Origin of the sequence: Arthrobacter sp. Ld5 (assembly GCF_051172775.1) — a bacterium.
Lineage (GTDB): Bacteria > Actinomycetota > Actinomycetes > Actinomycetales > Micrococcaceae > Arthrobacter_D.
In genome coordinates, this window is record NZ_JBPKBO010000024.1 from 121,385 (window position 1) to 145,966 (window position 24,582).

Here is a 24,582-nt window from a genome sequence, read left to right on the forward strand (position 1 = left end):
CGAGCCAGCATAGGCAGGCCGCCGCGCCCGGTCGGCCGATCGGCCCCTCCTTCGCCGCATCCTGTGGAAATCCTTGGGTGGTCCTGTTGTGGACGGCCCATCTGTACCCTCGACGTATGCTGCGAATCATCCGTCAACTCCTGATGGTGCCCGAGGTGGCGCTCCTGGCGCGGCACACTCCCCGGGACCCGGCGAGGGCATGGGAGGGCTACTGGAGCGGGGTCCGCGCGACCGGCACGCAGGGCGAGGTGCTCTGGGACACGGACATCGGCCGCGAGGCGGAGCAGTACGCGCGGGCCATGGAGGCCTCCATGGACTTCTCCCTCCCCGTCCTCGACGTCGGCTGCGGGAACGGGCGGTGGACGCGCTGGCTGGCGCCCCGCTTCCCTGCCGCCGTCGGCGTCGACATCGCGGAGAGTGCCGTGCAGCGGGCCAGGCAGGAGACCGGGGACGCCCCCGACGTCTCCTTCCGCACGGTCGACCTGACCGACCCCGCCACGGGCCCCGCCCTGCATGAGGAGTTCGGGGACATGAACGTGTTCGTCCGTGGCGTGTTCCATGTGCTGCGGGGCCCGCAGCGCCTCCAGCTGGCGCAGACCCTGCACTCCGTCGTGGGACGGCGGGGGCATGTGCTCCTGACGGAGACGGACTACCGCGGGAACCCGCTCTCCTACATGCAGAGCCTCGGTGCCGCCCCGGGCAGCATCCCGCCTCCGCTGCGCAAGGCCATCGGCGGTATTCCGGTGCCCGGGCGGTTCGGCGCGGAGGAACGCCGCGCGGCGTTCCCCGGGGAGGCCTGGCAGGTGGTGGCCGACGGGCCGGTGACCATCGAGGCCGTGCCGATGGGCGGCGACGGGACCACGGGCATCCCCGGATATTTCGCTACGATGGGGACTCGCTGATCCTCGGTCTCACGGGGTGGATCCCGGGCCGGCCGGTCCGGGAGGCATCAGCGGTCTGCTGAGGAGGCGCGCATGCCCGCACAACGGATCGACGGCGGCAAGGCGGGCCTGGATCTCCTGCCGAACGGCATCCTTCACCTGGAGTGGGATCGGGACTGCACCATCACCGCCGCCGACGCCGAGGCCGCCATGCTGGCGGTCAACACCCTTGCCGGGGCGGAGGGCCACCCCATGCTGGTGGACATGGAGACCACGCGGACGGTGACGCGCGAGGCCCGGGCAGTGTTCGCCATCCCCTGCGCGGCGTCGCGGATAGCCCTGCTGGGCTCGTCCCCCGTCGACAGGATGATCGCCAATTTCTTCCTCGGCGTGAACTCCCCGCCCTGTCCCACGCGGTTCTTCACCTCGCGCCACCTCGCGGTCGCCTGGCTGCAGGCCACGAGCGGTGCACAGGAGCGTCCGGAGAGCGCCTGAGGGTCACAGCCCGAGGGCCGGCACGCCCAGCCCGAACTCGCGCCGCAGCGCCAGGCGCGCCGCGTTGAACCCCGCCATGCCGTGCACCCCGGGGCCGGGCGGCGTGGACTGCGAGCAGAGGTAGACCCCCTTGATCGGTGTCGCCCACGGCTGGAGGGACGGCAAGGGCCGGGCGACGATCTGGCGGAGGTTCACCGCCCCGCTGCTGAAGTCGCCGCCCACGTAGTTGGCGTTGTAGCCCTCGAGCTCGCTCGCGGTCGTCGTGTGGCTCTGCACGACGACGTCGCAGAAGCCGGGCGCGAACCGCTCGATCTGCGCGGTCACCGCCTCCGCCATGTCCCGCGTCGAACCCCGCGGGACGTGGCAGTAGGTCCAGAGCGTGTGCCGGCCCTCGGGGGCCCGGGTCGGGTCGAACGACGACGGCTGGGAGAGCAGCACGTACGGGCTGTCCGGGTGGATGCCGCGGTTGACCTGCTGCTCGCCGGCGGCGATCTCCTCCCGCGTCCCGCCCAGGTGCGCGGTCCCGGCGCGGTGCAGTTCCGGGTGGCTCCAGGGGACGGGCCCCGACAGGATGAAATCCACCTTGCAGGCGGCGTTGCCGTACGTGAAGGCGTTCAGGGCCGTCTCGTAGGCGGCCGGGAGGCGCCCCCGGGACATGCGCTGGAAGGTCTTCGGGGCCACGTCGAGCAGCACCACCCGCGCGTCCGACACCTCCGCGAGTGTTCCGACCCTGCTGTCCGTGACGATCTGCCCGCCATGCTGCCGTACGTCGAGCGCCAGGGCGTCGGCGATGGACTGCGATCCGCCGACGGGGATGGGCCAGCCCACGGTGTGCGCCAGGAGGTTCAGCACCAGGCCCGCACCGGCCCCGGTCAGCGAGGGCAGGGTGCCCACGGGATGCGCCATGACACCCGTGACGAGGGCCTTCGCCTCGTCGGTGCTGAAGCGGCGGTTCCACCACGGCAGCCCCTGGTCGAGGACAGCGAGCGCGAACCGCGCGGCCGCCTCCGGCTTCTTCGGGACGCGCACCACGTGGTTGAGGGTGAACGCCAGGACGTCCCGGTCGCGGTCGCTGAGCGGCTCCAGGAGCCGCCGGTACGCCTCCCCGTCCGCGCCGAGGCCCTCGACCGTCCTGGCGAGGCTGCGGTAGGCGACGCCGGCCCGTCCGCCGTCGAGCGGGTGGGCGAAGGACACCTCGGGGACCGCGAACCCGATGCGGCGGCTCAGCTCGAAGGACCGGAAGAACGGCGACGCGAGGGCCATCGGGTGGACGGCCGAACAGAAGTCGTGGAGGTGGTCCTGCTGCATGAGCTCGATGGACCGGGACCCGCCGCCGATGGTCGGCGCGGCCTCGTGGATCCGCACGGACAGGCCCGCACGCGCCATGACGACGGCGGCCGCGAGTCCGTTGGGACCGGCGCCGACGACCTCGACATCAACCATGGCTTCCTCTCTCCGGCGGGGGCGGTCCCCGCCGGTCAGGCCTCCGCGCCCGTCCGGCCCCGCCGGCGGACCACGCCGGCCACGCGCCCGGCGACCCGCCGTGCGGCGGCCGGTCCCCTGCGCCGCGCCGCCAGCAGCGAGACCACCACCGCATAGCGGCGCGCATCGAGCGGAACGTCGTAGGTGGTGGGTACCACCACCACGTTCTTCGAGAAGTTCCGCTTGAACGTCGTGACGTTCGCCAGTGAGGGGTAGTTCTCGCTCTCGATGCCCGTCAGTCCGCACGCGGTGTTCCCTGCGGCCTTGAGCGTCCTGAACGCCTCCCACAGGAGCAGGTAGGGGGCGAAGGTACTGCGGGCCGCCTGCGTGCTCCCGGCGAAATAGTAGACGGCGTAGCCGCGGTACTCCGTGGTGATCAGCCAGCTCAGCGGGTGCCCGTCGCGATAGGCGACGAGGAGGCGGAGGTGGTCTCCGAGGACGGTCAGCAGGGTCTCGTAGTAGGACGAGTCGAAGGACTCGAAGCCATCGCGTTCCGCGGTCTCCCGCATGATCGGGTACAGCTCGGTCGCGAAGACGCGCTTCCATTCCTCTCGGTGAATATGTCGGATCTCGATGCCGTTGCGCTGGGCGCGCCGGATGCTGTTCCGCGCGTTCGGCCTGAAGCTCTTCAGCAACTCGGCCTCGGAGGGCGTGAGGTCGACGACGATCTCGCGCTCGTACCAGCCGTGCTCGATGGGACCGGTGGCGGGGGCCTGCAGGGTGGCCACCTGCAGGCGGACGTAGAGCGGGTGCACCGTCGGGTGGTCGCGGAACTGCCGGCGCACCGTCTCCATCAGCAGGCGCTCCGCCGCGGGCGTCCGCTCCACGAACCAGACCGGCCCGTTGACGACGACGACGGACTCCCGGAAGCGGCGCACCACGTGCACGTAGCCGGCCGTCGCGACGAGCGTGCCCGCGGCGTCCCGATAGGCCCAGATGCCCAGCGGCGTGCGCCCGAGGGCCCGCTCGAAGTCGGCCCAGTCCGGGGTCTGCTCGAGCGGGATCAGCACCGCGGGGTGCGCGGCGGCGAGGGCGTCGAACGCCTGCCGGTCGAGCGGGCTGTAGGTCAGGAGTGCTGCGTTCACTGGGGGTCTCTCACTGGGGATCCTGCACTGGTCGATGATCGGGTGCGCTGCGGGTCCGGGTGTCCACCGGCCGGGGGTTCCCGCCGCCGGCCGACGGCGATCGCGTCCACGCGGTCCTGCAAGCCTAACGGAGCAGCCCCCACCGGATCCGTCGCCGTCCGCGGACCCGCCGCGATCCGGCGCCGGGGCGACGATCGGCGCGGAAGCAGCGTGAAGCGGTCCTGCATCCTGTCGAACGGTCCGCCCTGGGGGTCGTCGACGCCGAGGCGCCGCACCACGTCGTCGTGCGGTGCGAGGATCTCGAGGATCACCACCCCCATGACGTATGCCGTGGCAAGCATGTGTGCGAGGACCGCCCAAGAGTAGGTCCCGAGCCCCAGGTTGTTCTCGGCGGGGCCCCCGCTCGTCATTCCACCCAAGTACAGCCAGACCGCCGCCCAGTGGAGGATCTCCGCGAGCTGCCAGACGAGGACCACTCGCCACCGTGGGACCGCCAGTGCCACGAGCGGGACGAGCCAGAGGGCGTACTGCGGCGAGTACACCTTGTTGCAGAGGACGAACGCACCCACGATGAGCAGGGCCAGCTGGGCGAGCCGGGGACGGCGCTGCGCCCGCAGGGCGAGGACCGCGATGCCCACGCAGGCGAGCGCGAAGAGGACGGCGGCGCCCGCATTGATGGCGTCCGGGGTGAGGGTGGCGGCCCCGACGCGGCGCGCGAGCGCGTTGTAGACGTACCAGCCCGAGGAGAAACCGGCGTCGCGCGTCTCCGAGAAGGTGAGGAAATAGCCCCAGCCCGCCGGATCACGCAGCAGGAACGGCAGGTTCACGGCGAGCCATGCCGCGAGCGTCCCGGTCGAAGCACCGAGGAGAGGCCGGTAGCGCCCCGTCCGGACGGCCAGGACCAGCACCGCCCCGAGCAGCAGGACCGGGTAGAGCTTCACCGCGGCGCCGAGTCCCCAGAGGATCCCGGCCAGGACCGGGCGGTCACGCGCGAACGCCAGCATCCCGGCGGTGGCGAGCAGCACCGCCCAGAGGTCCCAGTTGATGGTGCCGGACAGGACGATGACGGGCGCCGTGGCCACCACAGCAGCGTCCCAGGGACGCCGGCCGGCAAGGCGGAGGGTCGACAGGACCGTCAGGATCCACACCCCGGCGAGGAGGACCGCATTGACGTCGAAATAGAGGCGGGAGGCCGTCGCGGCCGCTCCGCCCGCGACGAGGTCCACCAGAACCGCGGTCCCGGACGCGAGCAGCCCGAGCAGCACCGGATACTCGAACAGCGCGCCGGGGGTGATGAACGGCAGGACGCCCTCCCCGAAACCCCGGCTCTGGTACAGCTCGGTCCAGTCGGAGTAGCAGGCGCGGTAGAAGTAGTCCGGCGAGGACCACCCCTCGACGCGGCACGGGTTCTTGGCGACGACGGCCAGGACGGCCGAGCAGACCGTCATCAGGATGAGCACCCGCTGCACCGTGAACCAGCCCGGCGAGATCCGGCCGGGATCGGTGCGTCTCCCGAGCGGGCCCCCGATGCCTTCGACCAGGGGACGCAGGGCCGGATCGGACCGGCTCGGGACGCTGATGCGGTGGGGGCCGCGCCGGCCCGTGCCCGAGGTCATCCCCCGAGCCTAACCGCCGCGCACCGGTGGATGCGCGGCGGTTCAGGACACGCGTTCGCACCCGCGACCGCGATCGAGGAATGAGGCGGCATCCGTCCGCGTTGGAAACTGAACGTACACTGGCATTCCCTGCCCACCGCTCCCGAGGCGATGACGGTCGGGGCATATTCATCGGGCTTTCGAGGAGAACTGTGGGACAGAACCCCATTCGCGTGGCAATTATTGGAGTCGGCAACTGTGCCGCGTCGCTGGTCCAGGGCGTGCACTACTACCGCGACGCGGATGCGACGGGGGCCATTCCCGGCCTGATGCACGTCGAGTTCGGCAAGTACCACGTGGGGGACGTGCAGTTCGTGGCGGCATTCGACGTCGACGGCAAGAAGGTGGGCCACGACCTCGCGGAAGCCATCGGCGCCAGCGAGAACAACACGATCAAGATCACCGATGTGCCGCCCACCGGCGTGATCGTCCAGCGCGGACACACCCTGGACGGGCTCGGCAAGTACTACCGCGAGACCATCGTCGAGTCGGACGAGGAGCCGGTCGACATCGTCGCCCAGCTCAAGGCCGCCAAGGCGGACGTCCTGGTCTGCTACCTGCCCGTCGGGTCGGAGCACGCCGCGAAGTACTACGCGCAGTGCGCCATCGACGCCGGCGTCGCGTTCGTCAACGCCCTGCCCGTGTTCATCGCCGGCACCAAGGAATGGGCGGACAAGTTCACCGCGGCCGGGGTCCCGATCGTCGGTGACGACATCAAGAGCCAGATCGGCGCGACGATCACGCACCGTGTCATGGCGAAGCTGTTCGAGGACCGCGGCGTCACGCTGGACCGCACCTACCAGCTGAACGTCGGCGGCAACATGGACTTCAAGAACATGCTTGAGCGCGACCGTCTCGAGTCGAAGAAGATCTCCAAGACCCAGGCCGTCACCTCCAACGTCAAGGCCGAGCTGCGGGCGAACGACGTGCACATCGGCCCCTCGGACTACGTCGCCTGGCTCGACGACCGCAAGTGGGCGTTCGTCCGCCTCGAGGGCCGCAACTTCGGTGACGCCCCCGTGTCGCTCGAGTACAAGCTCGAGGTCTGGGACTCGCCGAACTCGGCCGGCGTCATCATCGACGCCATCCGCGCGGCGAAGATCGCCCTGGACCGCGGGATCGGCGGACCGATCCTCTCGGCATCGAGCTACTTCATGAAGTCCCCGCCGGAGCAGTACGCCGACGACGTCGCCCACGAGAAGGTCGAGGCCTTCATCCGCGGCGACATCGAGCGCTGACAGGTCGTATACGGACGCACGGGAGGCCGGGACGGATCACCGTCCCGGCCTCCCGTGCGTCGGGCCCGGGGGCCCCGGTGTCAGAACAGCCCGACGGCGTTGCCGTCGGCATCCACGTCCATGCGGAGCGCTGCCGGCTCCTTCGGCAGCCCGGGCATGGTCATCACCGATCCGGTGAGCGCGACGATGAACCCGGCACCGGTCTTCGGGATGAGGTCCCGGACGTGGACGGTGAACCCCTTGGGTGCGCCGAGGAGACCGGCATCGTCCGAGAAGGAGTACTGCGTCTTCGCCATGCACACGGGCAGCCCCGACCACCCGTTCGCCTCGATCTCCTTCAGCCGGCGCAGGGCGGGGACGGAGAACTCGACGCCGTCGGCGCCGTAGATCTCCTGCACGATGGTGCGGATCTTCTCCTCGACCGGGAGGTCGAGCGGGTAGAGGTGGGAGAACGTGACGGGCCGCTCGAGGGCCGCGAGGACCTCGGTCGCGAGCGCATCCCCGCCGGGGCCTCCCCCGCCCTGGCCCCACACGTCGGCGACGGCGGCGGCGATCCCCTCGCCGGCGCACCAGGAGAGCAGCCAGTCGAGCTCCTCCTGCGAGTCCGTGCCGAACCTGTTGATGGCGACGACGGGCGGGATCCCGAACTTCTCGATGTTCCGCACGTGGCGCAGGAGGTTCGGGGTCCCGTCCCGGAGCGCATCGATGTCGGGCTGCGCGAGGTCGGCCCTGGCGACCCCGCCGTGCATCTTGAGGGCGCGGACCGTCGCGACGATGACGACGGCGTCGGGGGCGAGGTCCGCGACCCGGGCCTTGATGTCCATGAATTTCTCGGCCCCGAGGTCCGCGCCGAAGCCGGCTTCCGTGACGACGATGTCCGCGAGGCGGCGGGCGGTCCGGGTGGCGATGACCGAGTTGCAGCCGTGCGCGATGTTCGCGAAGGGACCACCGTGCACGAGGGCCGGCGTCCCGGCGATGGTCTGGACGAGGTTCGGTTTGAGGGCGTCCTTCAGCAGCAGTGCCAGTGCCCCCTCCACCCGGAGGTCCCGGACGGTCAGCGGCCGGCGGTCGTAGGTGTAGCCGAAGGTGATGTTCCCCAGGCGTTCCTTCAGGTCCGCGGGGTCGGCGGCCAGGCAGAACACGGCCATGATCTCGGAGGCCACGGTGATGTCGAAGCCGTCCTGGCGGGGTGTTCCCTGGGTGGGGCCCCCGAGCCCGATGACCACCTCGCGCAGGGCGCGGTCGTTGACGTCGAGGACCCGCTTGAACGTGATGCGGCGCGGGTCGATGCCGAGCTCGTTGCCCTGGTGGATGTGGTTGTCGATCAGTGCGGCGAGCGCGTTGTTCGCCGAGGTGATGGCGTGGAAGTCGCCGGTGAAGTGCAGGTTGATCTCGTCCATCGGCAGCACCTGGGAGTAGCCGCCGCCGGTCGCGCCGCCCTTCATGCCCAGCACGGGGCCGAGGGAGGGCTCGCGCAGCGCGATCATCACGCGCTGCCCCGCCTTCGCGAGCGAATCGGCGAGCCCCACCGTGCAGGTGGACTTCCCCTCACCGGCGGGGGTGGGGCTCATGGCGCTGACCAGGACCACCCTCCCGGGGGCGCGGCCGTCGTCGGGCAGCAGGCGCGGGTCGATCTTCGCCTTGTACCGGCCGTGGAACTCGAGGGCGTCGCGCGGGATGCCTGCCGCGTCGGAGATGGCCTCGATGGGCCTGACCGCGGCGGCGCGGGCAATCTCAAGATCGCTCATGCGCCCAACCTATCAGCGCCGGATCAGGCCCGCGGGAGGCCTGCCCGACCGAGCACGTAGTCGATGAGGGGCTCGTACAGTCCCGGGGTCACGTTGTCGTCGAGCGGGACGGCGACGTCGATCTGGCCCTGCGCCTCCGAGACGAACAGCCCGGGGTCGTTGCAGTCGGCGAACCCGAGGGTCGGCAGCCCGGCACTCGCCGCGTGGCCCGCCCAGCCGTGATCGGCCACGACGAGGTCCGGCAGCTCGAGTCCGGCGCCGGTGAGCGTGTCCAGGCTCAGGCGCATCGGCTCGGGGTAGTGCGTGTGCATGAGTCCGCCGTGCTGGTGCCACACGAGGACGCCGAACACCTGGCGGATGTCACCGGCGCCGAACGGCCGTCCCTCCGGAACCTGGACCACCGTGGCACCCGCGGCGGCCACAGCCCGCGCGAAGGCCGCATGGACGGGGAGCAGGCCCGCCGGATGGCCCGTCGCGAAGAGGATCCGCTCCTTCCGGCGGGCGGATGCCCCCAGCCGGTCGGCGAACCGGTCCAGGGCATCGACGCACTTCCCGGCGTCGATGGTGTCCTGACCCTCGGTGTGGTTCCGGTCGGGGCTCGTCCCCACGCGTTCGTGCATGAGATCGAAGAGCTCGTCGTAGGTCCAGTCCCGGGTGTGTTCCACGCCGAACTCGAGGTGCTCGTTGCGCTCGAGGAAGAGCCGCAGGTGCTTCAGGTTGTCCTGCCGCGGCGTGGCCACCAGCCCGGTGATGCGAACGGAGTCGAGGTAGGCGGCGAGCTCAACGGGATTCACGCTTCCATCCTAGGGTGCATCGGCGGGGCGTCAGCGGGCGGTCGCGGTGGAGAAACGCTCGACGGCGGAGCGGTAGCTCTGGGCCGTCAGGAGGGCCGTGCGCTGCCAGCCGAACGCCAGTGCATGGGACGCGGCCCCGCGCCCCAGCGTCTCCGACAGGTGCGTGTCGTCGTGCAGTCGCTCCAGGACATCCGCCCAGTCGCTCGCGGAGTGGCCGTCCACGAGGAGGCCGCTGCGCCCGTCGCTCACCGCCTGCGGCAGCCCGCCGACGTTGGCGGCGACTACCGGGGTGCCGCAGGCCTGCGCCTCCAGCGCCACGAGGCCGAAGGATTCGCTGAAGGAGGGCATGACCACCACGTCCGCGGCACGGAACCACTGGGCGAGATGGGAGGCGGTGACGGGCGGGTACAGGCGCACGTCCCGGGTGAGGCCGGCAGTGTCGATGAGGGGCTGGAGGGCGAGCGCCTCGGGGCCGCTTCCCGCGCCGAGGATGCTCACGGCGAGCGGGATGTCCGGCCGCCGGCGACGCAGTTCCGCGGCCGCGGCCACGAGGACCTGTGGACCCTTGAGCTTCTGGATCCTCCCCGCGAACACCACGTGGAACTGTTCCGGCGGGAAGGCCAGCGCGGCGCGCGCAGCGGCCCTGTTGCCCGGGTGGAACGTGGACAGGTCCACGCCCGGAGCCACCACGTCCACCCGGTCCGGGCCGGCCCCGTAGAGCGAGATGAGTTCGGACGCCTCCGTGCTCGTGTTGGCGATCAGCCGGGCCGCTCCTGCCACGATCTCCTCCTCGCCGGCGATCCGCTCGTCCGGTTCCGGGGCGCTCAGCGCCCTCATGCGCAGGTTCTTGACCTTCGCCATGGTGTGCATGGAGTGGACCAGCGGCAGGTTCATCTCGCGGCTGAGCGCGAGACCCACCATCCCGGAGACCCAGTAGTGGGAGTGCAGGACGTCGAAGTGGCCGTCCGCGAGGAGATCGGCGACCTCGGTGATGGCGTCGGTGAGGGTGTCGGTCAGCCCGGGGAGTGCTTCCTTGGGGATGGGGCGGCGGGGTCCCGCATCGAGGTGGTGGACCACGACGCCGTCGGCGAGCACCTCGCGCCGGGGGCGTCCTTCACCGGCTTCCCGGGTGAAGATCTCGACGTCGATCCCGACGTCGGCGAGCTCGAGGGCCGTGCTCCTGATGTAGACGTTCATGCCGCCCGCGTCCCCTGTGCCGGGCTGCTCGAGAGGCGAGGTGTGCAGGGACAGCATGGCCACGCGCCTGACGCCGGACACACCATCTCCCTTCCGACCGGAGCGGGAAGGCCGGTCGCGTAACCTCACGACCCTATAACGCCTCGTTCGTGCCCCTCATTCCGGGAACCGGCAGGGACACGCGCCGGGGCGCCCGACCGCCGCCGACCGCACCCGGGATCGCTGATCTGATCGCCCGGTGCGGTCGGCGCGGCACGGCTGCGCCGGTCACTTGATGTAGGTGGTGTGCTGGGGCAGCGTGAACCGCTGCGTCGCCTCCCACGGGTCACGGGGGCGGCTGACCCAGATCCTCCCCCACAGGGACAGGCTGTTCCCCCATCTCCTCAGCATGCGTCGCACCTCCTTCCTGTGCTGGAAGCCGGGCATCGGGTGCGACGGCACACCCTGGAGGTCCTGTGCCGGATGCACGTCCGGGACAGGGGTCAGCGATCCGGTCATGATGAATTCACCGTGGACCGGGGATATCACGGAAGAATTGTCGGTGAATTGGGCAGGAATGGGCCGGGAATTGGGCATGACGAACTTTCGGCAGGACGGAATTCGGCAAAACAAGCCACGGATGGCATTGCCTGAGAAAAAGAGGAGGGGAAGCCGCGCACGGGCACGGGGTGATACTGGGTCAGCCGGCTACCGCCGGTGCGCAGGCTTCCTAATGGAGACGGATGACGAAGGCGGGATCGGTGAGGCGGGCAAAGGCTCCGCCGAGCATGGTATTCACGATCTCCACCTCCGTTCCGTCGAGTGATCCAGGGTCCTGCGTCCGAAGGGTCCCGCGTGGTTCCGGCAGGGAACTGTTCGAGTTGGGAAGACCCAATGGCACGAGAACAAAGCTACCGTATGGAATATGCACACGCATAGCCCTTCGGGTCGATTTGTCCGGAAATTTTGCGAATAGGGGGAATCGGATGTCGGGACGGACGGCAGCGAGCTCCCGCGTCGCGCAGGTCGACGCCCTGCGGGGATTCGCACTCTTCGGGATCCTCATGGTCAATGTGTGGTTCTTCGCCGACTCCTCCCATCTGGCGGGAGGTCGGGACCCGTCCACCGTGTCAGGGGCGGACCGCCTGATCAGGTTCGCCGTCGTGATGTTCTTCGAGGGGAAGTTCTACCTGCTGTTCTCGCTGCTGTTCGGCTACGGGTCCGTCGTCCTCGCAGCGACGGCCGGCGCGGAGCGGGAACGGCTCGCGACGCGGCGCCTCGTCTTCCTCGCGGTCCTCGGCGTCGTTCACGGGCTGACACTCTTCTATGGCGACATCCTCCTGACCTACGCGCTGGCAGGGGCGATCCTGGCCGCCGCCGCGTCCAGCGCGCCGCGTGCACGCCTCGGCCTCGCGGCCGGGATCACGCTGGGGATGGCCCTGCTCCTCGTCGTCGTGGCGGTGCTCCTGCTCGGCCCCGCGGGCACCGACGCCTCCGCCGCGCGGGTCGGGCCGACGGCGTCCCCCGCCGATGCGCTCGCCGCCAATGCGGCGACCTACGGCGTCGTCCTTCCATCGGTCCTGTTCTTCCAGGGGCCGCTGGCCCTCGCGGCCTTCTTCGCGGGGTCCGCCCTGGCGATGCTGGGCGTCCTCCGGCCCGAGGTGCCTCCGCGCAAGGTCCTGTGGCGCGTCGTCGTGCTCGCGCTTCCGCTCGGCCTGGCCGGCTCGGCCTGCTCGGCCGGCCTCGACGTGTGGGGCGGCGGCAGTGCGGCGTCCGTCCTGGGCACCGGGATCTCGGTGGTGGCGTCACCGCTGGTGACCGTGGGATACGCCGCGTCCCTCCTGCTGGTGCTGGGCTCACGCGGAGGGCGCGCCGTCACGGCGGTCCTCGCTCCGGCCGGCCGCCTGTCCCTGAGCAACTACCTCGCCCAGTCCGCCGTGCTGTGCCTCGTCTTCACCGGCTACGGATGGGGCCTGATGGACCGGCTCCCGTCCGTGATGGTGGTGGTCGTCGTCGTCGTGCTCTTCGCCGCCCAGGCCGCCGCGAGCAGCCTCATCCTGTCGAGGTACCGGACCGGACCGCTCGAGTGGGCCCTCCGGCGCTTCGTCCGAGGATCGTCACGGCGCCCATCGGGGCCTCCGGCCGGGCCCGACGGCGGTTAGAGGTTCCAGTGCACGATGGCGGGCGTGTGCTTGTCCCAGCCGAGCGCGCAGACCGCGGCCGTGCCGAGGACGAAACGGCGGCCTTCGATGCCGCTGAGCTGCAGCCAGCGGGCCGCGACGATCCGCAGGAAGTGGCCGTGTGCCACGAGCAGCGCATTCTCCACGGGCGTCGCCCCCGGGTCCCGGTCGGCGTCGGTGCCGCACCCGGCCTGGACGCGGGCGATGACGCGGTCCGCCCGCTCCGCCACCTGGGCCAGCGTCTCGCCGTTCGGCGCGCCGTCGTTCCAGATCAGGTAGCCGGGATTGTCCTCACGGACCGTCGCGCTGACCAGCCCCTCGTTGTCGCCGTAGTCCCACTCGTGGGCGTAGGGCAGCACCGCGGCGTCCGGGAAACCCGCGAGCTCGGCCGTGCGGACCGCACGCTGCAGGGGGGAGGTCATCACGAGGTCGAAGTCGACGCCCTGGAGGTGCTCGCGGGCGGCGAGTGCCTGCTCCTCCCCGTGTCCGGTCAGGGGCAGGTCGGTCAGGCCCGTGTAGCGCCCGTCCCTCGACCACTCCGTCTCGCCGTGCCGGAGCAGCCAGAGGCGGGGCAGGGGCGTCCCGGACGGGGTGAGATCCGGGGCGGCGGCGCCTGACAACGGCTTCATGGGGTGCTCTCCTGGGATTCGGGCTGTTCGCTCCACCACTGGAGGAGCTTGATCCGTGCATCGGCCGGGTCCTGCGGGCCGTTCTCCATCCGCTCCTCGAGGAGGAACCGGTAGGCGCGACCCACCACGGGACCGGGGCGGACACCGAGCAGCGCCATGATCTGCTCGCCGTCGAGGTCGGGGCGGATCGAGGCCAGTTCCTCCTGGTCCGCGAGCGCGGCGATCCTCGCCTCCAGATCGTCGTAGGCGAACGCCAGCCGTTCGGCCTTGCGCCGGTTGCGGGTGGTGACGTCGGAGCGCGTGAGGCGGTGCAGCCGCTCGAGCAGGGGCCCGGCGTCGCTCACGTAGCGGCGGACGGCCGAATCGCTCCAGCCCGCCTCGCCGTAGCCGTAGAACCGCATGTGCAGTTCCACGAGGCGCGCGACGGCCTTGATGGTGTCGTTGTCGAACCTGAGCGCCCGCAGCCTCTTCGCGGCGAGCTTCGCGCCGACGGCGTCGTGGTGCCGGAAGCTGACGGCACCGCCGGGCTCGAACCTGCGGGTCGCGGGCTTGCCGATGTCGTGCAGGAGGGCTGCCAGGCGCAGGACGACGTCGGGTCCCGGGACGGGGCCGTCCTCACCCGACTCGAGGGTGCACGCCTGGCGCAGGACGGTGAGGGAGTGCTGGTAGACGTCCTTGTGGCGGTGGTGCTCGTCCGTCTCCAGCCGCAGGGCGGATACCTCCGGCATCACGTGCTCGGCGAGGCCGGTCTCCACCATCAGGTCGATCCCGGCGTCGGGCGCCTTGCCCTGGACGAGCTTGACCAGCTCGTCCCGTACGCGCTCGGCGGAGATGATGGAGATCCGCTCGGCCATGCGCGTCATCGCCTCCGTCACCTCCGGAGCGAGAGCCAACCCCAGCTGGGAGACGAAGCGCGCGGCACGCATCATGCGCAGCGGGTCGTCGGAGAACGACGACGACGGCGTGCCGGGCGTGCACAGGACGCCGGCGTGCAGGTCCCGGACGCCGCCGAACGGGTCGACGAGTTCGAGGGACGGCAACCGGAGGGCCATGGCGTTGATCGTGAAGTCGCGGCGCCCCAGGTCGTCGTGGAGGTTCGTGCCGAAGGCGACCGTCGGGTTCCTCGAGGACGGATCGTAGGCCTCGGCGCGGTACGTGGTGATCTCGATCTGGTGGCCGTCCTTGCGGAGGCCGATCGTGCCGAACGCCCGGCCGATCTCCCAGTACGCGTCCGCCCACCGCCGGACCACCGCGAGGATCGAATCCGGGTCGGCGTCGGTGGTGAAATCCAGGTCCGGAGACATCCGGCCGAGGAAGAGGTCCCGGACCGGACCCCCGACGAGCGAGAGCTCGTGACCCGCGGCGTCGAAGAGCCCGCCCATCTCGAGGACGACGGGAGGCAGGGGTGCGGTGAGGGTCGAGGTGTCCAGCAGGTGCGCCATAGTCCCTTAAGGGTGCCAGATCGGATCCCGTTTCCCACACCGCGGAGCGGGCCGCACGGCGCCGTGACGCCGCGGTGGAGGCCGGCCGATGGCAGGCCGGTCCGTCATCGCCCCCGCCCAAAAGATCGTTAGAGTGGTCTGCATGGACCGACCCGTTCCAAGTGCTCCGAAGCGCACCCCGTTGACTGTGTCAATGGGAACCACGGGTATGCCTGCCGTGCAGCACCAGTTGCCCACGGTGGAGGAGGTGTCCGCGGGCGGCATCGTGGTCGACGCGTCGAAGGAGACCCTCGACGTCGCCATCATCGCCCGCCTCAACCGCGGCGGACGCCTCGAATGGTGCCTGCCCAAGGGGCACCCCGAGGGTTCGGAGAACAACGAGGAAGCGGCCGTCCGGGAGATCGCCGAGGAGACGGGCATCGAGGGCAGGATCGTCGCCACGCTCGGCAGCATCGACTACTGGTTCACGGTCAGTGGCCACCGCGTGCACAAGACCGTCCACCACTACCTGCTGATCAGTACGGGCGGACACCTCACCATCGAGAACGATCCGGACCACGAGGCGGTGGACGTCGCCTGGGTGCCCCTCCAGGATCTCGGTCGCCGCCTGTCCTTCCCCAACGAACGGCGCATCGCCGACCTCGCCCGCGAGGTCCTGCCCGGCCACCTCTGACTCCGCCGCATTACCGGGGCATGCGGGCGGCACGCCGTCGTCGTCCCATCGGTGAGACGATGGGGAGCGATGTCTGACACGAACACAGCCTCGGTACCCCTGCAGGAGCCCGGTCACCCGGTCCGCGACGATCCCTCGGCGCCCCGCGGCGGCTCCACCGCCCGGGCGAGTGCGATCATGGCCACCGGTACCCTCGTGTCGCGGGTCCTCGGCCTCGTGCGCGTTGCCCTGCTGGCGACGGCGATCGGTGCCACGGGTCAGGTCTCGGACCTGTTCACGTCGGCCAACAACCTGCCCAACTTCCTGTACCTGATGCTGGCCGGGGGTGTGTTCAACGCCGTCCTGGTGCCCCAGATCATCCGCGCCAGCCGGCAACCGGACCGGGGGGCGGACTTCGTCAGCCGGCTCCTGACCCTCACTGCCGCGGCCCTCCTCGTGCTGACCGTCCTCGTGACCCTCGCCGCGCCGATCATCGTCGGCGTGACCACCAGCTTCACGGGGGCCAACCTCGCCCTCACCACGGCATTCGCCTTCTGGTGCCTGCCGCAGATCTTCTTCTACGGCATCTACGCGGTGACCGGTCAGATCCTCAACGCCAATGGGTCGTTCGGCCCGTACATGTGGGCGCCCGTGGTGAACAACCTGGTGTCCATCGCCTTCCTGGTGGTCTTCATCGCGCTCATGGGCGGTGAGCAGGCGGAACAGCACCGGCCGGAGACGTGGACGATGGAGCACACGGCGCTGCTGGCCGGGGGCACCACGCTGGGCATCGTGATCCAGGCGCTCGTGCTGTTCGTCCCGCTGAAGCGCCTGAACCTGGGACTGCGGCCGAAGTTCGGGATCCGTGGCACGGGCCTCGGCCGGACGGGCAAGCTCGCGTCGGTCACGATCGTGACGATGCTCATCGGCAACGGCCTCTACCTCGTGAACCTGCGCGTCGCGACCATCGCCTCCGATGCCCGTCAGAGGTTCCTCGCCCAGGACCCGCCCGTGCAGATCCCGGGCTCCACCAACCTCGAGTTCGGCGCCATGGTGTACCAGCTGCCGCACTCGGTGATCGCGCTGTCGCTGGCCACGGTCATGTTCAACCAGCTCTCGTCGGCGCACGCCGACGGCGACCTGCGGACGGTGCGGGCCACCCTGTCGCAGGGCCTGCGCGTCATCGGCGTGGCCACGGTCTTCGGCGCGGCGGCGCTGCTCACGTTCGCCGGACCCCTCGGCGTCCTCTTCAGCGAGTCCCCGGAGAGCGCGGCCATCAACGGCGTGATCATCGCGATCCTGGCCGTGGGCGCCCCGTTCCTCAGCGCCAACTTCTTCCTGAACCGTGTCTTCTACGCCAGCGAGGACGTCAGGACACCTCTCAGGATCCAGGTGATCCTGTCCGTCGTCGGGGTCGGCTTCGCCCTGGTCGCGAGTACGTTCGACCCGCAGCTGATCGTGCCGGTCCTCGCCGTCGCCTACTCCCTCGGCAACGTGATCGCCGTCGTCGTCAGCCATGTGTTCCTCACCCGGAAGATCGGCTCCTACGGGGCCGGACACGTCTTCGACGTCCATGTCCGCCTCACCCTCGCCGGGATCGTGGCCGCCGTCGTCGGGACCGTGCTGTGCTGGGCGTTCGGCGGCTACAGCGCGGACGGCTTCCTCTGGGAGTCGAAACTGAACGCGTTCGTGGTGCTCGCGATCGGCGGGACCCTCATGTTCGCCGTGTACCTCGTGATGCTGAAACTGCTGCGCGTCACCGAACTCACCGAGCTCACGGACCCGCTCCTTGCACGTTTCCGGCGGGGCCGCGCCTGACCTGCCAACCCGGAAACGGACCGACCGACCGGTAGCATGGGACAAAATCAGCCAGCGTTTCCGGGGAGGAACACGTGCCAGAAGCAGTAGACGTCGGTTCAGTGCTGGGCGGCCGGTACAAGGTGACCGCTTACGTCCTGGCGTCTGCTGAGAAGGACCTCGTGCTCGACGGCGTCGACCAGGTCCTCAACCGGCCCGTCAGCATCCTCGTCGCCTCGGTCGACAACGCCGGCCAGGTGGCCACGAGTGCCCGCGAACTGGCCACGGGAGACCGGGACGCCAACATCCAGGTCCTCGACCTCGGTATCACCGACTCCGGCACCTACCTGGTGACCAATCGCGCACCGGCCGCCGACATGCTCGATCTCATCGTCCAGCAGGACGCACCGGCCCCCGAGGCGTCCTACATCGAACCGTTCTTCACCGACACGCTCGGGTCGGAGATCTTCGGCCGGCCGCGCTCGACGGAACCGGAGACCTACGAGGACGAGGACGACGACCACTACGACGACTACGACCACCGCCCCTGGCGCCCCTCGCTCCTGACCGGTCTGGCTCAGCGCTTCGGACGGCGCGGCGGAGGGAATCCGCAGGAGGACGACACGTCGGACCTGACGCCCGTCCCGGCCGAGCCGATCGCCGCGCAGCCCCCGAACGAGCATCGGGCGTCCACGCATCGCGTCCCGCCCATGCCGAGCCGGCGGCCGGGCGGTGCCACGGCCGCAGGGTCCCGGGAGGAGCCGCGCGACGGTTCCACCGACGGGAACGGGCCGGAGCGCCTGAGCCCCGCTGCCGTCGCGGCCGGCGCCGCGACGGGAGCGGGACTCGCCGGCGGCGCCGCCACGGCGGCCGGGACGGCCTCGGGCACCGGACCGGGCTCCGCCGGCGGACCTTCCTCCGAGCCGCGGCAGACCGGCCGGCTCGCGTCGCTGTTCCCGCTGTCCGCCTACAGCGACACCGACGACGACACGTCCGGTCACCATGATCAGGACGAGTACGAGACGCAGCGGGCAGACCGGGACGACTACGACGACGGCGACGGCCAGGGACGCAATTTCCGCCGGATCCTCGTCGGGGTGGTACTCGCCGTCGTCCTGGTCGTCGCCGTCGTCCTGGCGACGACGCATCTCGGGTCCGTCTTCGGCGGGAGCAGCCCCGTCGCGGAGGACGAACCCGTCCAGTCCACGAGCGCCCCTGCCGAGGCCCCGACGACGGCTCCGGCCGCACCGACGGCGGAGCCGGCACCTGCCGCGGCGAGTCCGGTGATCGCGGGCATCACCCGCCTCGTGCCGGACAACCCCGGGCTCGACGCCGGCAACGACAACACGCTGCCCTTGATCATCGATGGGAATCCTGCGACGTTCTGGGGAAACCAGGTGTATGCGAGCGACACCTTCGGCGGACTCGCCACGAACCTGGCTCTCGTCGTCGAGCTGGAGCAAGAATCCACCATCACCCAGGTCACCATCGACCAGTTGAACGCAGCCGGCGGCACCTTCTCCGTCCTGGTCAACGACCAGCCCACGCTCGACGGCGCCGAGCAGATCGCGCAGGGAGGCTTCACCGCGCCGACGGCGAGCCTTCCCATCCCCGCCGGCGCGGACGGTCCCGTCACGGGACAGTACGTGATCATCAATTTCACCCAGTTGCCCCGGCTCTCCAACATCCAGGCCCAGTTCCCCTTCGGGCTCAGGATCGCCGAGATCGAGGTCAGCTGATCCACGGCGCGCAGTTCGTGGTCCTGCGGATCGCGCACCCGGACGCGTTCCGGCGCCCCGCCTCGACGGAATAACGGCACCTCCAGGCCCGTTGGAGGAGGTGTCCGCGGAATGCGTTCGGCACCACCGCATCAGTGCAGGAAAAGACAGGAAGGTCTTCCGGAAACGTGACAACCCACACCGAGGTCCAGCTGGAAACACCCGTGGCAGATGCCTCCGATGGTGAGCACAAGATCCACGACGTCATCATCGTCGGGTCCGGGCCCTCGGGGTATACCGCTGCGGTCTACACCGCCCGCGCCAACCTCAAGCCCCTCATGATCGCCAGCTCGGTGAAGGCCGGCGGTGAGCTCATGAACACCACCGACGTCGAGAACTTCCCCGGCTTCCCGGACGGCGTCATGGGCCCGGAGCTGATGGAACAGTTCGAGCAGCAGGCACGTCGCTTCGGCACGGAGATCCTCTATGAGGACGTGGTCTCCGCGGAGCTCTCCGGCGAGGTCAAGAAGCTCACCATCGCCACGGGCGAGGAATTCCTCGCCCGCGCGGTCATCATCTCCACCGGGTCCGAGTACCGCGAGATCGGGCTCGACGACGAGAAGCGGCTGTCCGGGCACGGAGTGAGCTGGTGCGCCACCTGCGACGGGTTCTTCTTCCGGGACCAGGACATCGCCGTGGTCGGCGGCGGAGACTCGGCCATGGAAGAGGCCCTGTTCCTGACGAAGTTCGCCCGCTCCGTGACGGTCATCCACCGACGCGACAGCCTTCGTGCGTCCAAGATCATGCAGGATCGTGCCTTCGCCCACGAGAAGATCCGCTTCCTGTGGAACTCCGAGGTCGTCGGGATCCACGGCGCTGACAAGGTCACCGGGGTCAAAGTGGCGAGCACCGTCGACGGGACGACGAGCGATCTCGACGTCACCGGAATCTTCGTTGCCATCGGCAACGACCCGCGCGTGGACCTGGTCAAGGATCAGCTCAGCCTGACGGACGAGGGAACCATCGCCGTCCAGGGCCGTACGTCCAAGACCTCGCTTGCGGGGGTGTTCGCGGCAGGCGACGTCATTGATCCCACCTACCGCCAGGCGATCACGGCAGCGGGCAGCGGCTGCGTCGCCGCCCTCGATGTGGAGCACTACCTGGCCGACACGGTCAGCACCGTGCTCACCGGGGCGACGGTGCCCACCCCTCCGGCCGAAGCTGTCTCCGAATCAGCCACCCTCTGATCGATCAACAACCCAAGGAGCAACAGAATGAGCAACGCAAAGGATGTGACGGACGCGTCATTCGACGCCGACGTCCTGCAGGCCAGCAAGCCCGTCATCGTGGACTTCTGGGCCGAGTGGTGCGGCCCCTGCCGCATGCTCTCGCCGATCCTCGACGACATCGCTGCTGAGCACAGCGAGAAGGTCGACGTCGTGAAGGTCAACGTCGACGACAATCCCGCCATCGCCGCGAAGTACGGCATCACCTCGATCCCGGCTGTGTATGTCTTCAAGGGTGGCGAGGTCGCGGCCACCTCCATCGGGGCCAAGCCGAAGCAGGTCCTCGAGCAGGAGTTCGCCGCTTTCATCAACTGAGAAAGCGTGGAAGAGGGGCCCGTCGGATCCGTCCGACGGGCCCCTCTTGTCGTGTACTCGATCGGGATGATCGCCGACGACGGCCACCGTATGGCGCGGGTGCTTGATGCCGGGGGCCTCCCACCCGGGTTCCAGGATCCTAGGGAGGGGTCAGGCAAGTGCTCCCCAGGTCACCCCTCCGCACCGGTCGTCCTCGCGATCCGATCAGAGATTCCCGGGGCGCTCTCCGTCCTCGTCGAGGGCTTGCCGAGGGCAAGGCGGAATTGATCAGCACCGGACGATCCCGCCCGTCCAATGCACGTTTCACGTGAAACGTCCGGTGCAGAACTGTCCCAGGCGAGGGGGCCGCAACAGTTTCTCCCCGGTTCTCCCGGCTGGGTCGCCCGGCCGCCGAGTCCCCGCCCGTTCTCCGGCGAACGTGCGGACGGATCACCTCACCGCGCTGCGAGTCGGCAGCCGGACTAGTAGGCAACAGAAAATAGCATCCCGCTCTTCGCTTGGGCTCTTCGCTTCAGTGCGGCGCGGATGATGAGACCCGCGTTCCGCACTCAACGATTATCCGTCGGATCCCGAGGCTGACATATTGGATCGTTTGATTCAATCGTGTAGCCAACCCTGGTACCACCCGGCGGGCTGCAGCAGTAATCGTGCGCAGACCCTCTGTTCCTCAGCCCCGCGGTCAAGCGCGGTGCACGGCACTACCCGTGCCGCGAGGCCGGCCGATATGAGTGACGCCCGCAACCCGCCGGCACCCCCGGTATTGCAGCAGCCACAGCCCTGGTGAGCGACACCTCTACTCTCAGTTCGACGCTCGACCTCTCTCCTTTTCGAGATGACATCGCCGGACCACGCCCGTGTCGCGTGCTACCAGTTCATCGAATTCTAGGGCCACACTCCGGCGCACCGCTTTTCTAATAGAGCTCGAAAGGAGAAACCGCCGGTCGTGTTCCACGTGGAACAACGCGTTGCAGGACGTGCGGGCTCCAACACGCGCGATCTATTGCCATTCATGAGGACGGCCGGCACCCCCGTGCCCGGAGGATTTCTCGCTCCCTTCAGTTCGGCAATCGGCACAGCTCCTTCCTGAGCTGCACGCGTCAGGCTCTACTAATCGGATAGAGACGAGCGTGACCTGCACGACCGGCGCCCATCGTTTCACGTGAAACGTCTTGCTCCGAGCCCAAAGACAGCACACGCGCGCGCGATCGAGCCTCCGATGCCTCCACGGCGTGCCCCACGGCGGCGTCTCCCATGACCAACAGCTTCACTGACGCAGCGTGCGCGGTCACGCCGTCGCGCCCCCGCGCTCCGCACCTCTGTTCCTCGATAGTCCTGTAGACGCTGCCAGCCCCGGGCGGCAAGCCGTCCCAACGCAGCACTGAAACGTCGACATTCCTACGCCGCCAGGAGGGATCCGCGGTCGACAGTAGGGGTGAAGGGTGATCAGTCAGCCGGGTGCGATCTGCAGTCCTTAGTCAGCCTGTTGCGATCTGCAGCCCGCGACCCGCGCTCTACCGTCGACGCTCAACGCTCAATGCTCGACCGTCAACCGTCTACCCTCTACCGTCCACCGTCGACCCTCGACCCTCGACCCTCGACCCTCGACCCTCGACCCTCGACGCTTGACGGTCAACCGTCCGGCCAGCGTCAGCGGCAACGTTGGCTGGACGTAACCCGTCTGTGTTTCACGTGAAACGATCCGCTTCTGGCCAATCGTGCACGTGCGGCTCATCAGCATGAGATCTCTGTGCGCATCATGCTCGATGACACTGGGTACCCTCGGTGAGCATACATTCGGGAACGCCGGCTTCTCGGACGCAACAGGACGGGATCCTACGCGTGGGACTCTTCAGCCGTTTTCGCACGGTCTACCAATGGAGCCGCGCTTCTACGCGGACCAGCGAGTCCGTCGCCCAGCCGGGGGCCTAAAAGAAGGAATCCATGATCCTGTCGAGAAACGGTTCGGCCGTAGGAGTCTTCCCAGCCTAAAGGGCCGCGAAAGGACCAGAGCGAACCCGACCGTGGGCTCGTAGTTTCACGTGAAACCAAGTCCTCGCGACAATCCACCGCTAGGTAGTAGCTGTCTGCCAGCCCGGGTGTCCACTCCAAAGCAGGAGTCAGGGCAGTCCTTGACGCCGACTCCGACCGCGGTCGACCGGCAAAAGTACACTGGCGCAACCCGGTTGGCGTGCTATACAGCGGCAGCGCGGGTTCTCTCAAGCTGGCGCTACATGTGTCAGACGCCGGGGCCGCGCGACTGCTACACACGGCGTGAGGCACCACGCCGCGGGCCGCCTGGCATGGGGCCACTCATTGATATGTATCCGCGCCGCCATCCCCGGACCGGCCGGAGGGCTCGTGCAGGCAGGCATCGATCACCGCTGGCCACGTGACGCCTCTGGAGTGCATCCTGACCCGGCGACATCCGCCCGGCGCAAACGCCCCCTATAAACAAAGAGGGGACCGTTTCACGTGAAACGGTCCCCTCTTAGCTCCGGTTGCCCTCTACGAGTCCTTGCTGGGCGACAGTACGCCGATGATCCGGTTGAGATCATCGACGCTGGCAAACTCGATACTTACACGACCCTTCTTTGCGCCGAGTGTGATCTTTACATTGGTGTCCAGGCGGTCGGAGAGGGAGGTCGCAAGGTAGTCCAGCCGCTCGTGGCGCGCACCATCCTTCGGGGCGGAGGGCTTGCTGGCTCGCCTCAATCCTCCGCTCAGGGCCACGACCTCCTCGGTGGACCTCACCGACAGTCCCTCGGCGACGATTCTCTGCGCGAGCTTCTCCATCTCCGCGGGATCCGCCAGTCCGAGCAGCGCGCGGGCGTGCCCTGCGGAAAGGATCCCGGCGGCAACACGACGCTGCACGAGCGGCGGCAGCTTCATCAACCGCAATGTGTTGGAGATCTGCGGCCGGGAACGCCCGAGCCGACCGGCCAGCTCGTCATGGGAGCACCCGAAATCGTCGAGCAGCTGCTGGTACGCCGCAGCCTCCTCGAGGGGATTGAGTGCGCTCCGATGCAGATTCTCGAGGAGGGCGTCGCGCAGGAGATCGTCATCCAGCGTGGAGCGGATGATCGCCGGGATGGTGTCCATCCCTGCCTCGCGAGATGCCCGGAGCCGTCGCTCACCCATGACGAGCTCGTAGGGGGCGTCTCCCTCTTCCTTCGACGGCCGGACGACCACGGGCTGCAACACCCCGATCTCGCGGATGGAGTGGACCAGCTCCGCCAGTTCGTCCTCGTTGAACTCGACGCGGGGCTGCCGGCGATTCGGGTGGATGCTGTCGAGCGACAGATCGGCGAACGTGGCTCCAGGTACCGCTACGAGGCCATCCTGGGCAGGCGCACTGTCAGCCGGGGTCGAGGGCGACGAATCGCGCGTTTCACGTGAAACGTCGACCGTCGACGCGGATGCATCGGTATCAGGCGCGCCCTTGGCGGGGTTTGAAGTGTCCGACTCGGACGAATCCTGGGATTCCGGCAATCCGGACGAGCCCTTGAGTTCCTCGGCCGTCTGCCCGGCGCCTGCCGGGGGCGACGATATTGCGCCCGCCCCTTCGACGGGAGCGGGGACGGACGGTGCAGGGGTCGGCTGCCCAGCCTGCGGGAGGACGTCGTCCGGAACGGTCGCATCGGTCCCAGCAGAGCGAGCCGACGCCGTCGACTTCCTGTTACGGGTGGCCGGCGCTCCGCGCCCAGCCGGCGCGCTGGTCGTGCTCTTCTTCGGCGCACCCTTTGCAACTCGTTTCGTTTGCGCGTCGAGCACGTTCTTGTTGATCCCGCTACGCAGCGCCGACGAGTAGGACCGCGGCTGCTCGGCGACGTCGTCCTCGGTCACCCGTTCGAAGAAGAGATCCACCGGCCTTCCCGCCTGCTTCCGGGGTGCTGTCCCGCCGTCGGAGTCCGGAACCGGCGGCTTGACCCGTGCGGGTTCGACCTCGCTCTGCTCGTGGATCTCCTCAGCGGGGGCGCTGGGAATCAGAGCACCCAGTCCGCGTCCCAGG

General features: G+C 69.2%; 19 protein-coding genes. 9 read left to right on the top strand and 10 right to left on the bottom strand.

All coding sequences use genetic code 11. The features are described from left to right. The first annotated feature begins 116 nt into the window (after window positions 1-116). Both ACSGDB_RS13520 and ACSGDB_RS13525 read left to right on the top strand, forming a co-directional pair. Window positions 117-902: a class I SAM-dependent methyltransferase gene (locus ACSGDB_RS13520; protein ID WP_434995365.1), complete on the top strand. Its 786-nt coding sequence runs from the start codon at window positions 117-119 to the stop codon at window positions 900-902. Between the two features lie 72 nt (window positions 903-974). Further along, window positions 975-1,376: a DUF7793 family protein gene (locus ACSGDB_RS13525; protein WP_434995366.1), complete on the top strand. Its 402-nt coding sequence runs from the start codon at window positions 975-977 to the stop codon at window positions 1,374-1,376. A gap of 3 nt (window positions 1,377-1,379) precedes the next feature. Here ACSGDB_RS13525 and ACSGDB_RS13530 read toward each other — a convergent pair whose 3' ends face one another. From ACSGDB_RS13530 to ACSGDB_RS13540, 3 genes are read right to left on the bottom strand one after another with little or no spacing between them, the layout of a single operon-like run. Next, window positions 1,380-2,819 carry a phytoene desaturase family protein gene (locus tag ACSGDB_RS13530; RefSeq protein WP_434995367.1) on the bottom strand — a complete coding sequence of 480 codons (1,440 nt, stop codon included), beginning with the start codon at window positions 2,817-2,819 and terminating at the stop codon, window positions 1,380-1,382. Between the two features lie 35 nt (window positions 2,820-2,854). Then, window positions 2,855-3,943, bottom strand: coding sequence for a lipid II:glycine glycyltransferase FemX (locus tag ACSGDB_RS13535; protein WP_434995369.1), 1,089 nt, complete (start codon window positions 3,941-3,943; stop codon window positions 2,855-2,857). Next, window positions 3,940-5,559: a glycosyltransferase family 87 protein gene (locus tag ACSGDB_RS13540; RefSeq protein ID WP_434995370.1), complete on the bottom strand. Its 1,620-nt coding sequence runs from the start codon at window positions 5,557-5,559 to the stop codon at window positions 3,940-3,942. Before ACSGDB_RS13540 ends, ACSGDB_RS13535 begins: the two co-directional genes overlap by 4 nt. A 191-nt stretch (window positions 5,560-5,750) precedes the next feature. On the opposite strand from ACSGDB_RS13540, the gene ACSGDB_RS13545 reads away from it, so the two are divergent. Next, window positions 5,751-6,836: an inositol-3-phosphate synthase gene (locus ACSGDB_RS13545; protein WP_434995371.1), complete on the top strand. Its 1,086-nt coding sequence runs from the start codon at window positions 5,751-5,753 to the stop codon at window positions 6,834-6,836. A gap of 80 nt (window positions 6,837-6,916) precedes the next feature. Here the strand turns inward: ACSGDB_RS13545 and ACSGDB_RS13550 are convergent, their stop codons facing one another. The 4 genes from ACSGDB_RS13550 to ACSGDB_RS13565 all read right to left on the bottom strand — a co-directional run bounded on the left by ACSGDB_RS13550 (window position 6,917) and on the right by ACSGDB_RS13565 (window position 11,073). Then, complete coding sequence (locus tag ACSGDB_RS13550; protein WP_434995372.1) at window positions 6,917-8,584, bottom strand: formate--tetrahydrofolate ligase; 1,668 nt, start codon at window positions 8,582-8,584, stop codon at window positions 6,917-6,919. 23 nt (window positions 8,585-8,607) lie between these two features. Continuing rightward, the gene (locus ACSGDB_RS13555) at window positions 8,608-9,378 is read right to left on the bottom strand and encodes a phosphatase (protein ID WP_434995373.1); all 771 of its coding nucleotides are present in this window, start codon (window positions 9,376-9,378) and stop codon (window positions 8,608-8,610) included. Between the two features lie 30 nt (window positions 9,379-9,408). Further along, entirely contained in the window at window positions 9,409-10,656 is a 1,248-nt protein-coding gene (gene mshA / locus ACSGDB_RS13560) for a D-inositol-3-phosphate glycosyltransferase (protein ID WP_434995374.1), read from the bottom strand. Between the two features lie 186 nt (window positions 10,657-10,842). Beyond that, on the bottom strand, window positions 10,843-11,073 hold the full coding sequence (locus ACSGDB_RS13565; RefSeq protein WP_434995375.1) for a hypothetical protein: 231 nt from the start codon (window positions 11,071-11,073) through the stop codon (window positions 10,843-10,845). 467 nt (window positions 11,074-11,540) lie between these two features. Between ACSGDB_RS13565 and ACSGDB_RS13570 the strand changes: the two genes are divergently transcribed. Then, window positions 11,541-12,716 (top strand): DUF418 domain-containing protein, encoded by a 1,176-nt coding sequence (locus tag ACSGDB_RS13570; RefSeq protein WP_434995376.1) that lies wholly within the window; start codon window positions 11,541-11,543, stop codon window positions 12,714-12,716. Here ACSGDB_RS13570 and ACSGDB_RS13575 read toward each other — a convergent pair. Both ACSGDB_RS13575 and ACSGDB_RS13580 read right to left on the bottom strand, forming a co-directional pair. Continuing rightward, complete coding sequence (locus tag ACSGDB_RS13575; RefSeq protein ID WP_434995377.1) at window positions 12,713-13,363, bottom strand: histidine phosphatase family protein; 651 nt, start codon at window positions 13,361-13,363, stop codon at window positions 12,713-12,715. The two genes, ACSGDB_RS13570 and ACSGDB_RS13575, sit on opposite strands and share 4 nt — an antisense overlap. Next, window positions 13,360-14,805: a CCA tRNA nucleotidyltransferase gene (locus ACSGDB_RS13580; protein WP_434995378.1), complete on the bottom strand. Its 1,446-nt coding sequence runs from the start codon at window positions 14,803-14,805 to the stop codon at window positions 13,360-13,362. The genes ACSGDB_RS13575 and ACSGDB_RS13580 overlap by 4 nt, the downstream gene beginning before the upstream one ends. A 193-nt stretch (window positions 14,806-14,998) precedes the next feature. Between ACSGDB_RS13580 and ACSGDB_RS13585 the strand changes: the two genes are divergently transcribed. The 5 genes from ACSGDB_RS13585 to trxA all read left to right on the top strand — a co-directional run bounded on the left by ACSGDB_RS13585 (window position 14,999) and on the right by trxA (window position 20,573). Further along, the gene (locus tag ACSGDB_RS13585) at window positions 14,999-15,478 is read left to right on the top strand and encodes an NUDIX hydrolase (RefSeq protein WP_434995379.1); all 480 of its coding nucleotides are present in this window, start codon (window positions 14,999-15,001) and stop codon (window positions 15,476-15,478) included. A gap of 69 nt (window positions 15,479-15,547) precedes the next feature. Then, window positions 15,548-17,275, top strand: a complete 1,728-nt coding sequence (gene murJ, locus ACSGDB_RS13590) for a murein biosynthesis integral membrane protein MurJ (RefSeq protein ID WP_434995380.1) — start codon at window positions 15,548-15,550, stop codon at window positions 17,273-17,275. A gap of 74 nt (window positions 17,276-17,349) precedes the next feature. Continuing rightward, the gene (locus ACSGDB_RS13595; protein WP_434995381.1) at window positions 17,350-18,993 is read left to right on the top strand and encodes an ABC transporter substrate-binding protein; all 1,644 of its coding nucleotides are present in this window, start codon (window positions 17,350-17,352) and stop codon (window positions 18,991-18,993) included. A 203-nt stretch (window positions 18,994-19,196) separates the two neighbouring features. Next, window positions 19,197-20,219 carry a thioredoxin-disulfide reductase gene (gene trxB, locus ACSGDB_RS13600; protein ID WP_434995985.1) on the top strand — a complete coding sequence of 341 codons (1,023 nt, stop codon included), beginning with the start codon at window positions 19,197-19,199 and terminating at the stop codon, window positions 20,217-20,219. Between the two features lie 27 nt (window positions 20,220-20,246). Further along, window positions 20,247-20,573, top strand: a complete 327-nt coding sequence (gene trxA, locus ACSGDB_RS13605) for a thioredoxin (protein ID WP_199278902.1) — start codon at window positions 20,247-20,249, stop codon at window positions 20,571-20,573. Window positions 20,574-23,078: 2,505 nt separating this feature from the next. Here the strand turns inward: trxA and ACSGDB_RS13610 are convergent. Further along, window positions 23,079-24,437 carry a ParB/RepB/Spo0J family partition protein gene (locus ACSGDB_RS13610; RefSeq protein ID WP_434995383.1) on the bottom strand — a complete coding sequence of 453 codons (1,359 nt, stop codon included), beginning with the start codon at window positions 24,435-24,437 and terminating at the stop codon, window positions 23,079-23,081. Between the last annotated feature and the right edge of the window lie 145 nt (window positions 24,438-24,582).